Source organism: Listeria sp. MAN/IMW/UF555, assembly GCF_058684075.1.
This window is the reverse complement of the sequence record NZ_JBZWZS010000001.1, coordinates 1,378,653-1,391,359: the sequence shown is the minus strand read 5'-3', so window position 1 is coordinate 1,391,359 and position 12,707 is coordinate 1,378,653. Positions and strand designations below refer to the sequence as shown.

Genomic DNA, 12,707 nt, shown 5'->3' with positions numbered 1-12,707 from the left:
CTAAACTAATAGTATCAAGAGGAGGGGACGAGCATGGTTAAGAAAGAAGAACGGCTAGGGGTTTTGCTTTGGTTTCGATTTAGTCGATTTTATAATCGAAATATGAAGCTGACCAATCAGAATTTGCGAGCAGCAGGGATTTCGCCGGCGCAGTTTGATTGCATTGCCCAGATTGGTTTGGACAACGAGATTACGCAGCAACAGCTTGCCGAAAAATTAGTTGTAACGAAGGGAAATGTCACCCAACTCCTCGCAAAATTAGAGCAATTAGGCTATATTACGCGAACAAAAACGGGACGCGAGAAACATATTGCCCTCACCGAAAAAGGCCAAGCGTGTTACCGCGAAAACGTGCCAAAACAAGAAGCTTTTCAGCAATCTCAATTTGATAAATTAACAAGAGACGAACAAAAAGAACTACTCAAGTTATTAAAAAAATTAGGAGAGTGATTATCAATGAAATTAGCGGGAATTCACCATGTGTCTATTTTTACAGCGAATGCACGAGCTAACTTTGACTTTTATACAAAAATAATGGGGCTGCGGTTAGTGAAAAAATCGGTTAACCAAGATGATCCTTATACGTATCATTTATATTACGGAGACGAAATCGGTTCACCGGGAACAGCGCTGACGTTCTTTGAAGTACCCAATATGGCGAAAAATCATCCATCACGCAATGCGATTTCCGGACTTAGTTTGCGCGTGCCAAATGATGAGGCTTTACGTTATTGGGATAAAAGACTCGATGAGCATCGCATTTTCCACAGCAAACCAATCGACCAATTCGGGCGCAAAATTATTCGCCTAAAAGACACAGATGGCTTACCAGTGAGCTTAATTTCTGATGAAACAAGCACACAATTTACAGAAGTTTCCGCTTGGGAAGATAGCCCAGTTCCAGCCGAATACGCCATTCGCGGACTTGGCCCAGTGCGCTTTTCCGTTTTCAAAAAAGAAAAAACAGATCGTCTTTTGACAAAAATATTAGGCTTTGAGCGGGTTGGTGCCTATGAAGATGATGATAAATTAGTTACAGTATTCAAAACTGGCGACGTTGGACTCGGCGGGGAAGTGCATGTGGAGTCGCGACCTGATCTAGAACAAGGCAATTTAGGCGCTGGCGGGATTCATCATGTGGCGTTTCGTGTACCGACTGATGGCGATTTAATTGGTTGGACAGAAATGATACAAGACCTTGGCTATAAAAATTCGGGTTATGTGGATCGTTTTTATTTCCACTCTCTTTATTTCCGCGAAAGCAATGGGATTTTAATCGAACTTGCAACCGATGAACCAGGTTTCCAAACCGATTTCACGAAAGAACATGGTACTTACGTTGATTTACCACCACATTTAGAAAATCGCCGTGAAGATATTTTGGCGCATTTAAAACCACTTGATACGGATAAATAATAAGAAAACCTTGAAAATATGCCCATTCATGATACAATTTTAGAAGAATGTGTAATTAGGAGGCAGAATTTTGGCAGAGGGTTTACGAACGATTTATTTTGTAAGACATGGTAAAACAGAGTGGAATATGACTGGACAAATGCAAGGCTGGGGCGATTCTCCGCTAGTTGCAGAAGGTATTGACGGGGCAAAAGCAGTCGGTGAAGTGTTGAAAGATACACCAATTGATGCCGTTTATACAAGCACAAGTAAACGCACGCAAGATACAGCAGCCTACATTCTAGGCGACCGCGAAGTCGAAATTCAACCTCTTGAAGAACTAAAAGAAATGAGTTTTGGAACGTGGGAAGGCATTCGAGTAACTGAAATTGATGAACAATACCCTGAAGAACGTGCGAAAATTCTCCATAGTCCAGAAACCTACAAAGCAGAAGTGAACGGCGGCGAGACTTATTATGAACTTGCAGAACGACTGCTAGAAGGCGTCGAAAAAATCATCGCTGAAAATCCAAGTGGCAACATTCTCGTCGTTTCTCACGGAATGTCACTTACGTTATTATTATACTTGCTACAAGGCGGGACCATTGAAGATCACCGCAAAGAAGCACCAAGAATTTTGAACACAAGTATTAGCATCGTAGAATACCAAAACGGCGAATTTTCTCTTAAAAAATTAAATGAAGTTGGTCATTTAGACTTAAAATAAGTAGAATCTTGGGCATATCTCATTGGAGGTGTGTCCTAGATTTATACATAAGAGAAAGCTAGAAAAAGGAGAAAACATACATATGAAGATAATTGTCAAAATTTTTCTACATTATTTTTTAGGAATTTTAGGAATTATTTTAATCAGCTGTGTTCCAGCGATATTTAGCAAAGTAACTTCGTGGTCATCAAGTACGTACTGGGAGGCTCTTAAGTCGATTTTTACAGCGATTTTCCACCCGGCTAAATGGGAAATTAGTTACCAAGGAAGCGCAGAAGTTTTTCATATATCGTTGATGGATTTTATCACCGGACCATATTTCTACTCCATGAAAATTATCGTAGCGAGCTTGGTAATTTCCGCACTCCTTGCATATCTACTAGTTATAGCAACGTTCCGCGGGCCAAAATGGTTGCGCCGAGGATTGAACGGATTCTTATCAATACTTCAAGCATTTCCAGATTTTTCCTTTATATTCCTTATTCAAATGGCGGTCGTCTACATATATCAACAAACCGGCGTGTTCACCTTGAACTTTTACAGCTTAAACGGCGAGCAAATTTATGCCGCGCCAATCGTCTGCTTGTCCATCATACCAACCGTGCTCTTTTACAAAATGATGATGCTCCTCATGAAAAACGAATGGCAAGCTGACTATATCGAGTTAGCTCGCGGGAAAGGCTTAACAGATAGAGCGATACTACTTCGCCATGCTACACCCAATATGATGCAAAGTTTGTTTTACCAATCAAAAACCATCGTTTGGTTTATTTTAAGCGCCTACCTCGTTGTAGAATTTTTATTCGGTATCGAAGGCGTGCTCTACTACTTGCTAGCGGGATTTAGCCCATTAAATATTTTCCTAGTATTAGCACTCGTGTTCACCCCATTTTACTTCTTTTACGCACTAATAGACCTATGGATTAGCCGCGGGAAAAATACCGAGAGCGCAAATGTGACCCGAATTCCGCTGCACTGGAATAGTTTCCATAAGACCTTTACGGAAAAAGCAAACCTTAAAAGCAAATGGCGCAACTTTGTAGTAACGACCGGGCAGCTCCTAAAACGCCCATCTTTCAGCATACCGCTGGCAACACTTAGCATCTTACTAATCGCAAGCCTTATTTACGGGCTTATGGGAGACAAAATCAATTCGCTCAAATTCATCAGTGATGCGACCGGACGAGTAACCGATATGGCGCCTTTCAAGCCAAACGCGCAAGTATGGCTAGGCACCGACCAAGCCGGCAACTCCATTCTCGACCAATTGCTAGTCGGCATCAAGTACACGCTACTTATAGCGGTCATCATTGCAACGCTACGTGTCGTGATTGGCTATATTTTGGCAGTACCGCTCGCGTTTTTTAGCAAGCCACGAACCCGCAATTTTGTTCAAGCGATAGCGGACGGGATGCATTATTTACCACTGTCCCTGCTCGTCTTTATTATCATGGTCAACGAATTCATCAGCTATTCTGGCGTTTTCGAAACCAGCCTATTTACACGCATAACCTTCCAAATTTTAATCATGGTTGTCATCGTTTTACCAATTACAGCCAACCGAATCAGCAGCGAAATTTCCCAAGTGTTGAAAAAAGAGTTCGTCCTGAGTGCACTCGTTTTTGGCGGAAATGCGCGCTGGATTTTAACCAAGCATATCAATCCACAAATCTGGTCGAAATTAATTCTAATTTGGATTGAACAACTCATTCAAACGTTGCAGATGTTTGTCCATTTAGCTATCTTTGGAATTTTTATCGGTGGGGCAATTATGGGCGCCGATGACGGCATGCTCAACCCAGTTATTCCTGAATTATCTGGTTTAATCGCAAACGCTAAATTCGTGTTCGCCAACCACCAATTCTGGATAATTTTACCGCCATTAGTTGTATTTATGATTTTAATTCTTTGTTTCCAAATGATGGCAAATTCGCTTTTGAAAAGAGAAGAAGAAAGTAAAAAAGCCTAGTTCTATAAAAGAACTAGGCTTTTATTATTTATGGAGTGACTGTTTGATAGACAGTTACTGTGACAGAAGGGATAGTTGGATATTGTTTATTTAAAAAGTAAGCGGAATTATCGCCTGCATTTTCCCAAGTAAGTGTATCATTTGAGTAAGTTCCTGGAGTGTACCAAACCCAATCATGTAATGTTACTCCGAAGTTATCTTTAATTACAATATTAGTGGAATCACCGAGCGCAACATCTGGAAGGTATACATTTTGTCCAGCAGCTTCAAACAATTCTAAGCGATGACCTGCCAATGAGCTGAAATCACTAATCTGATTTTCTTCAATTTTTATTGACTTAATTGTTGGAATGGTACTGAGAGGTGTAACATCTTTAATTTGATTAAAATTAGCATCGAAGTATTCTAGTTGTGTTTTATTTCTTAATGGCTCAATAGAAGTCAGTTGATTGCTTTCGGCATAAAAAACTTGGAGATTATCGAATTCTGAAAGCACACTGATGTCTGATATATTATTTGCTGAAATAGATAAATTAGTTAATAGAGGAGTATCTTTTAGCGCCGAAATATCTTTTAGTTGATTGCTACTTAGATTTAATATTTTTAAATTAGTTAAATTTTCGAAGGATGGTAAGGTGGAGATCTGGTTAACACCTAATTCTAAGTTATTTAACTTAGATAAGTTCATTAGCGGAGTAATATCTGTAATTTGATTGTAGTTAAGTGATACTATTTCTAGTTCTGTTAAATTAGCGAGATTATCTAAGTTACTAATGTTATTTTGGCTTAAATCTACAAGTTTTAAGTTGTGTAAATATTCCATCCCTGTTAAATCTTCCACGCCGAAAGCTATATATACCATTGTTTTAATAGTATCTAGTTGTTCTTGGGTGACGACTGTATCCTGGGAAACACCTAGTTCCTGTGCGACTTTAAAAGCTAGAGCATCGTCTGGGAAAATTTGATCAACCGTGGCTGGAGGAGCTTCTTGTAAATTTTTTTCTGGGGCAGTTGCAATGTTTGTTGTAGCAGCATTTACTTCGACTTGCTCTGCTAAAGGACTAAAACTAATCAAGGCCGTACATGCAAGACTTGCTAGAATAAATTTTTTCATGTCATCCTACTCCTTTTCTATAATATAAATGGAGTATAGCATGCAAATTATTTGAAAATAAAAAGCAATCAGATATGAACATTGCATAAAAAAACCGCTGAAAAGAGTATGCTTCTTTTTAGCGGTTTTTTTCTTTATTCAATTTCCTCTATAGACTTATCTAACCATACCTCATACCATTCAAGAAAGCCTAAACGTTCTTCATTGCCAAAGTAAAAATCAGGATAGACGCCATTATCATTATTTCGGTCATCCACCCAAATTTCTCCATAAGAAGAACCATTTACGACAAGGTTAATCGAAACGCCACAACCAAAGTTAGCGATGCGCAGAAGTCCAAAAACTTCTTTATCTTGGAAGCATAGTTCTTGCCAAGCGTCATAATCTTCATCGGACATTCCTTCTTTATAACCAGGCGCAATCCAGTCATCTGTATGTGGAAAAGGCTCACTTAGCGTTTGCACCCCGTACTTTTTATCCTTGTAATCAAGTGATGAACAAAGCCCGTCCTCAAGCGTTTCTAAACCATAATAAGGGCCCGTTCCGCCGTTACCAATCTGTTCTAGAAAAGCACGATAATCTGGAGGTAACGTAATTTGATGCTCATTTTCAAACGTGGTAAGAGTTTGATTAGATAAAGGTTCGTTGAGTTTATAGACATGACTTTCTGAGCCAAATAAATTCAAATCGGGATCTTTTTCTTTTAAAGCAGTGATTTTTGCTTGGATTCTAGCTAGCCGATCTTGAAGGTCAGCCATCATTTATAAATCTGCTCCATTAGTTTCAATCACTTGTTTATACCAGTAATAACTTTTCTTCGGAATACGTGTCATTGGCGCATCATCTTCCACATCACGATCAACATAAACAAAACCGTAACGTTTTTGATAGCCATTTAACCAGCTTAGAAGGTCTGTGAAGCTCCAAGTACAATAGCCTAACATATCAACACCATCACTGATTGCATCGCGAATAGCGGTTGCATGCGCGCTTAGATAGTCAATACGGTAGTCGTCGTTTACTTCTCCGTCCACTAATTTATCAAATTCACCTAAACCGTTTTCGGTAATTAAAATTGGTAAAGCATAGCGGCTATTAATACGACGAAGCGCAATTTGTAAGCCTTTTGGATCGATTGTCCAATCCCAGTTGGTTGTTTTCACGAAAGGATTAACAACTTTTTTGTAAACGCCAGGGACACCAGTTTCTTTCGTGCTCCCTTTTTTACCAGTGAAGTTCATTTCGTTGTTTTGACCAACACCATCAAGCGGGTTGTAGGCTACAGTTGCGGATTGATAGTAGTTAACGCCCATGAAGTCAGGTTTTGCAGAAGCAAGAAGTTCCATATCGCCGTCTTCAATAACTGGCGCAATATCGTTTTCTTCTAAATATTTCCAAACCGCTTTCGGATAACGACCAAAAGCATACATATCCATCCAGAAATAGCTGTTTAATTCTTCTGCATCATCAGCAGCTTGAACGTTTTTAGGATCTGTGTCGATTGGATAATGTGGTGTGTAAGCAAAACTTGGTCCGATTTTTCCATCAGGAACGATTTCATGGAAAGCTTTGATAACACTAGCATTAGCTAAGTTCGCAATGTGGTTTACTGCGTACATTCTTTTTGGATCGCTAACTTTTGGTGGGTGAAGTGCTTGCCCGTAACCCATGCCTACAAAGATATTTTGTTCGTTCAAGGAAACCCAATATTTCACGCGGTCGCCGTAACGTTTGAATAGTGTTGTGGAATAATTTGTGAAATCTTCAATAACTTGGCGAGATTCCCAGCCACCATATTCATCAAATAATGCTTGCGGGATATCCCAGTGATACAAGGTTACAAGCGGTTCGATGTCATATTTAAGCAACTCATCAATTAAGTTGTCATAAAATTTCAACCCAGCTTCATTCACTTCGCCTTTACCATTTGGAAAAATACGAGTCCAAGCAATGGAGAAACGGTAAGCTTTTAGGCCAGCTTCTGCCATTAATTTTACGTCTTCTTTATAACGGTGATAATGATCAACTGCTACATCGCCATTTGTACCTTTGAAAGTAGTTCCAGGAATACGAACATACTCGTCCCAAACTGATTTACCTTTGCCGTCTGCGTCCCATGCTCCTTCGATTTGATAAGCTGCAGATGCAGAACCCCATAAGAAATCTTTCGGGAATGGTGAACGTTTTTGATGTTCCATTAATATAACCTCCATTAAAGCGATTTTTATTAAAAAACTCTACTAATATATTTTAAAGTATATTCTTTTAAAAAGATAGTTAAAAAACGCAGATTCGGAAAGGAATCTGCGTTTTTATATTATTTATCCAGCACAAATTTTTGAATTGCTTTTGCTACACCACTATCATTGTTCGATGCGGTCGTATAGTCAGCTAATTGCTTAATTCTTTCTGGCGCATTGCCCATTGCAATTCCAAGTCCAGCGAATTCAAGCATCGTTACATCATTTTCTTGGTCGCCAATACAGATAACTTCGCTTTGTTTAATCCCTAGTTTTTCGGAAAGTTCTTTGACCGCGTTGCCTTTACTAGCATCGCGATTTAGAATTTCTAAGTAGAAAGGGGTGCTGCGGACTAAATGGTATTTTTCGCGGAAGGATTCAGGCATTTTCGCAATACCAGCTTCCAGTTCGGGTGCTTCTTCAATAAACATTGCTTTCGACATAATAAAATCTTCTGGAACGTTTTCGATTTCTTTATAAATCAGTTGGCTTCCAGTAAGATAGGCTTCGACAATTGTGTATTTCCCGATTTCTCGGTTCGGCGTGTAAAGCGCTTTGTCATCAAAGAAATGCATGTGCAAATTACTATCTAAGCTCACTTGATAAATTTCTTTTAAGTCGTCGATGCCAAGCGTTAAGTGAGAAATAACTTCTTTTGTATACGTATCTTGAACAAACGCGCCATTAAAGCTAATCACGTAATCGCCTTCTTCACGTAATTCAAGGTCAGTTAAATAATTTTCTACACCAACGAGCGGGCGTCCAGTACAAAGAACCACTTTTACACCTTTTAATTTTGCTTGGCGAATGGCTTCTTTTACTTCATCTGTAACCTTATGATCATCTGTCAGTAGTGTTCCATCAATATCAATAGCAATTAATTTATACAATATACTAGCTCCTTTTCCATCATAAACTCATTCTAGTATAGCATAAATTAGGACAGATTTCCGGCTATCTATTGAAACGACAGGGAATTTATGGCATGATTGACATGGAAACTTGATAAAAGAAAAGAGTGAAATAATGAAACGTAATTATCATGTGAAATTTTTAAATGAAAAAGATGTAGAACTTGCAGAGGCAGTTTGCGCGGCATCAGAAGATTATTATTTAATTGAACAAAATAAACCCGCATCAAAAAGCGATGCATTAAAAATTATCACAGAAATTCCAGACGGGAAAACGAGATTCGATAAATTTATACTGGCGGTATTGGATGAAAATGAAAAACCAATCGGCTTAGTAGATATTGTTTCTGATTATCCGAGAAAAGGTCGCTGGTTTATTGGCCTATTATTATTAACACCAGACGCTCGTGGCAATGGCCTTGGAAAAGTACTTCACCAAACTATTAAAGAATGGGCAAATGATGGTGGAGCCGATTCCTTAGCACTTGGAGTTCTAGCTGAAAATGAAAAAGGACGCGGTTTTTTCGAGCATCTCGGTTATTCGAAACAAGAAACGAAACAAGCGACATATGGTGGAAAAGAGCAAGAAGTTGATATTTACACTATTGATATTAAATAAAAAAGGATGCAGCGTATATGCTGCATCCTTTTCCTTATCTTATAGCATCATTATTTCTTTCTAGAAGTGCTTTCATATTAACATGCCATTGTAGTTTTACTTTTGAAATAATACCAGCTTCTTTTAATTCTTTTAATTGAGAATAGAAAAATGCTTTTGAAAGCGTACAGTAGTTTTTAATAACGGTTGTGCTGACTGCTTTAGGGATTATCGCTACGCCGTCTTCAGGTTGTATATCCAGGATTTTAATAAGCATTTCAAAAACAAAAGCTAATTGGTCTTTTTTATCACGATATTGTAGAAGTGATTTGTAATAGCCGTGTTTAGCAATAGATCGCATAATTGTATACTGGAAGCCAAAGTTTTCAGGGAATAGGGAAAGAGAATACTCAATGTCTTTTTTCTTGTAGATGATGATTTCGCATTCTGTTAAAGTTTGGTACGTCAAAACAAGAGGTCTATTTTGAAAAATGGTGTAGTAACCCATGAAAAAATTAGAAGTAAATATAGAATAAATTTTATCATTGTCAAAATCGATATATCCTGCTAATATACCGGATTTTAATAAATAAACGCAGTCTTTATTTTCGAGAACTAAATCATTTAGTACCGTGTGTTCTGGTATAGTAATGCTGTTGGATTTTAAATTGTACTGTTCCATCATTGTAACAAATTCTTTGTGATTAAATGGATAGGCCATCTTTTATTTCGTCTCCTTCAGGTTCAGTTGTATGTACACAAGTATATTGTATCATCGTACAAGTGAATAAAGGTACTAAAAAAAGACCCTTTAAATAGCTTGTCTTATGCAATTACCCGTTTGTGAGAAAAGTAATCGTAATATTTTTGCCACATTTGTGAGGTAAAACGTCTAAAAAAATAAATAACAGCAAAGAGCTAGGAATAACAGCAGTTGTGCATTCCTAGCTCTTTTAAATAATTTATTTTCCTATTGTATAATTAGCGCCATTACCAGTAACAACGATGGTTTTGTTGCGGTCTGTCCGGTAAACTTTTGCTTTTGCTTTGGTTAATGTGGTAACCGTTTGCGAGGTAGGGTGGCCGTAGCCGTTTTTACCAACGCTTATTATCGCATATTTTGGTTTTACAACATTGACGAAAGCTTTACTAGTAGCTGTTTTTGAGCCTTGAGTGCTTACTTTTAACACGTCAGCTCGTAAAGTTTTCTTCGCTTTTATCATATCTGTTTCTGCTTTTGTTTGAGCATCTCCAGTGAGAAGAAAGGTATTTTTTTTATAAGTTAGGTGAAGGACGGCGCTCCAATTATTGCGATCTGTTTTTCCGTATGTTTTTACAGGACCTACAAATTGTGCGTTTACACCTTTAATTGGTAATTTCACACCAGCTTTTGCCGTTTTGATTGGTAGTTTCTTCTTTTTGGCTGTATTGACAAAATCTTTGTAAGCAGCTGTTGTGTTTGTGGAGTTTGGCGCATAGAGGCTCTTGACTTTAATGCTATTCATCACTTCGGGCAGACCGCCAATATTATCTGCATCGGGGTGAGAAGCAACCATGACTTCAATATCTTTTACTTTTAATTTCTTCAAATAGTTAACTACAATTTTCCCTTTTCCTTTGTTGCCGGCATCGATTAAAATATCTTCGCCACTAGGAGCCTTGATGTAAATGGCATCCCCTTGACCAACATCAATGAAATGCACTTTTATCGTTGGTGTTGCGGCTTCGGCTTGAATGGAGCTTGGTACCGAAATCCCAGCTACTAAAGCTAACACTAGAAACAACTTTAAAATCCCTTTTTTCATCCCTTTTCCTCTTTTCCTATGAAATGAATTCTTTTAGAAATTTGTAAACCCCATCTGCTTCATTCGTGTCTGTAAGTTGATTTGCTGCTGCTTTGACATTATCGCTTGCGTTAGCCATTGCAACACCAGTTCCTGCATATTGTAGCATGCCAATATCATTTTCACCATCACCAAATGTGATAATTCTTTCTCTAGGAATACCGTAATATTTTCCAAGCGCTTCCACAGCAGTTTTTTTGTCAGAATTAGCAGGGAGAATCTCTAAATTATTATGGTGAGAGGAAAGTACGCGAATTCCATTTGCTTGATTTAACGCTTGACGCACATCGGCTAGTCGAGACGTATCGTCCTCTGAAACTACGATGGCGTTTAAAAATTGATTCATGTTTTCATCAAAAACATGCGAATCATTAATAGAAACGAGTGAAAAACTATTATGTCCAGTATCGAGTCGGCTTTTATCAGCAAGCTCTCGGAAAAACTCAGGTGGTTCTTTTGTGTAGAATAATGTATTTGTAGAGAAGAAAAATAGTGGTAAATCAAAATCGCGCATAATATCATATGTTTCACGAATGGCTTTTTCTTCTAAAGTAGTTTTAAGAAACTCTTCGTCACGAATGGCTGCGTAAGAACCATTGGATGCAATAACATGACCAGACTTACTAACTTGAAAACCTACTTCACGGGCGGAACGATACATCCGTCCAGTAGAAATTGAAAAAATATGACCGTCATTTTCTAAAGTTTGGATTAAATCACGTGTTTTTTCAGAAACAGTCTGATCTTGGCGCAGTAGTGTACCATCAATATCCGAACAAATTAAATATTTATTAGTCAAATAAAATCATCCTTTTTAGTTAATAACATAAGTATACCATGTGCGAATCGGAATAGTTATATATGATACAATAGTTTTTGACAAGTTCGAAAATAAATATTTGGGGGAATTCCACGATGAAAAAGCTTAACTGGGCAATTCTTGGACCAGGTTCGATTGCGCACCAATTTGCGGAAGGAATGCAAGGGTTAAATCGCGAAATCTATGCAGTAGGAGCAAGAAGTATAGAGAAGGGACAAGTTTTTGCAAATCAATACGGGATTGAAAATGTATACAATGATTTTGATGCGATGCTTGCTGATCCTATGATTGATGTAGTGTATATTGCTACACCTCATTCTAACCACTACGAATTTATTATGAAAAGTTTACATAATGGGAAGCATGTTTTGGCAGAAAAAGCGATTACTGTGAGCAGTGCGGAATTGAATGAAATAAATGCATTAGCTAAGGAAAAAGGGCTAATTGTTAAGGAAGCCATGACGATTTTCCACATGCCACTTTATAAGAAATTACGGGAAATAGTTGATTCAGGCGTAATTGGTAAACTTAAAATTATCCAAGTAGCTTTCGGCAGTGCTAAGGAAAAGGATCCGAAAAATCGTTTCTACAATATGGATTTAGCTGGTGGGGCATTACTTGATATTGGTACATATGCATTGAGTTTCGCGCGTTACTTTTTAAGCGCGGCACCTGATGAAGTATTAACGACGATGAAGAAATTCGAGACGGGCGTAGACGAACAATCAGGTATTTTACTGAAGAACAAAGAAGAAGAGTTGGCCGTAGTGTCGCTTTCTTTCCGAGCTAAAGTACCAAAACGCGGTGTTATAGCCTGTGAAGAAGGATTTATCACTGTAGATGAGTATCCGCGGGCAGACCGAGCAACGGTTACTTACACTGCGACAGGAAAAGTAGAAGAAATCGAAGCGGGTGAAACTGATAAAGCTTTAGAATATGAAATTACAGCAATGGAAGAAAGTATTGCAACTGGAGAAAATACAACCTATCAATTAACGAATGATGTTATCGCGATTATGACGGATGTTAGGTCGCAGTGGGGAATTAAATTTCCTTTTGAAAAATAAGAAAACCCCCGCCACATGTGGC

General features: G+C 38.2%; 13 protein-coding genes. 6 read left to right on the top strand and 7 right to left on the bottom strand.

Features of this window, described 5'->3' with window-relative positions:
• Window positions 1–33: 33 nt before the first annotated feature.
• From AC4PG8_RS06945 to AC4PG8_RS06930, 4 genes are all read left to right on the top strand, one after another.
• Window positions 34–450: a MarR family winged helix-turn-helix transcriptional regulator gene (locus tag AC4PG8_RS06945; RefSeq protein WP_003760140.1), complete on the top strand. Its 417-nt coding sequence runs from the start codon at window positions 34–36 to the stop codon at window positions 448–450.
• Between the two features lie 6 nt (window positions 451–456).
• Window positions 457–1,416, top strand: coding sequence for a ring-cleaving dioxygenase (locus tag AC4PG8_RS06940; RefSeq protein WP_194322588.1), 960 nt, complete (start codon window positions 457–459; stop codon window positions 1,414–1,416).
• Window positions 1,417–1,486: 70 nt separating this feature from the next.
• The gene (locus AC4PG8_RS06935; RefSeq protein WP_185325031.1) at window positions 1,487–2,122 is read left to right on the top strand and encodes a histidine phosphatase family protein; all 636 of its coding nucleotides are present in this window, start codon (window positions 1,487–1,489) and stop codon (window positions 2,120–2,122) included.
• Between the two features lie 82 nt (window positions 2,123–2,204).
• Window positions 2,205–4,091 carry an ABC transporter permease subunit gene (locus AC4PG8_RS06930; protein WP_492170193.1) on the top strand — a complete coding sequence of 629 codons (1,887 nt, stop codon included), beginning with the start codon at window positions 2,205–2,207 and terminating at the stop codon, window positions 4,089–4,091.
• 28 nt (window positions 4,092–4,119) lie between these two features.
• On the opposite strand, the gene AC4PG8_RS06925 is transcribed toward AC4PG8_RS06930, so the two are convergent.
• The 4 genes from AC4PG8_RS06925 to yidA form a co-directional block, all read right to left on the bottom strand.
• Complete coding sequence (locus AC4PG8_RS06925) at window positions 4,120–5,205, bottom strand: leucine-rich repeat domain-containing protein (RefSeq protein WP_185511423.1); 1,086 nt, start codon at window positions 5,203–5,205, stop codon at window positions 4,120–4,122.
• A gap of 134 nt (window positions 5,206–5,339) precedes the next feature.
• Complete coding sequence (locus tag AC4PG8_RS06920; RefSeq protein WP_185511460.1) at window positions 5,340–5,963, bottom strand: SMI1/KNR4 family protein; 624 nt, start codon at window positions 5,961–5,963, stop codon at window positions 5,340–5,342.
• A gap of 3 nt (window positions 5,964–5,966) precedes the next feature.
• Complete coding sequence (locus AC4PG8_RS06915; RefSeq protein WP_003729166.1) at window positions 5,967–7,403, bottom strand: glycoside hydrolase family 1 protein; 1,437 nt, start codon at window positions 7,401–7,403, stop codon at window positions 5,967–5,969.
• Window positions 7,404–7,522: 119 nt separating this feature from the next.
• Entirely contained in the window at window positions 7,523–8,335 is an 813-nt protein-coding gene (yidA, locus tag AC4PG8_RS06910; protein WP_003770177.1) for a sugar-phosphatase, read from the bottom strand.
• A 136-nt stretch (window positions 8,336–8,471) separates the two neighbouring features.
• Here yidA and AC4PG8_RS06905 point away from each other — a divergent pair, with 136 nt between their 5' ends.
• Complete coding sequence (locus tag AC4PG8_RS06905) at window positions 8,472–8,975, top strand: GNAT family N-acetyltransferase (protein WP_003760151.1); 504 nt, start codon at window positions 8,472–8,474, stop codon at window positions 8,973–8,975.
• A gap of 34 nt (window positions 8,976–9,009) precedes the next feature.
• Here AC4PG8_RS06905 and AC4PG8_RS06900 read toward each other — a convergent pair whose 3' ends face one another.
• The 3 genes from AC4PG8_RS06900 to AC4PG8_RS06890 form a co-directional block, all read right to left on the bottom strand.
• Window positions 9,010–9,675, bottom strand: coding sequence for a Crp/Fnr family transcriptional regulator (locus AC4PG8_RS06900; RefSeq protein ID WP_492170192.1), 666 nt, complete (start codon window positions 9,673–9,675; stop codon window positions 9,010–9,012).
• Between the two features lie 241 nt (window positions 9,676–9,916).
• The gene (locus tag AC4PG8_RS06895) at window positions 9,917–10,759 is read right to left on the bottom strand and encodes a ComEC/Rec2 family competence protein (protein ID WP_033533509.1); all 843 of its coding nucleotides are present in this window, start codon (window positions 10,757–10,759) and stop codon (window positions 9,917–9,919) included.
• A 16-nt stretch (window positions 10,760–10,775) separates the two neighbouring features.
• A complete protein-coding gene (locus AC4PG8_RS06890; protein WP_003770182.1) occupies window positions 10,776–11,597 on the bottom strand; it encodes a Cof-type HAD-IIB family hydrolase in 822 nt (273 codons plus the stop codon).
• Window positions 11,598–11,713: 116 nt separating this feature from the next.
• On the opposite strand from AC4PG8_RS06890, the gene AC4PG8_RS06885 reads away from it, so the two are divergent.
• The gene (locus tag AC4PG8_RS06885; protein ID WP_492170191.1) at window positions 11,714–12,685 is read left to right on the top strand and encodes a Gfo/Idh/MocA family protein; all 972 of its coding nucleotides are present in this window, start codon (window positions 11,714–11,716) and stop codon (window positions 12,683–12,685) included.
• Window positions 12,686–12,707 lie beyond the last annotated feature (22 nt).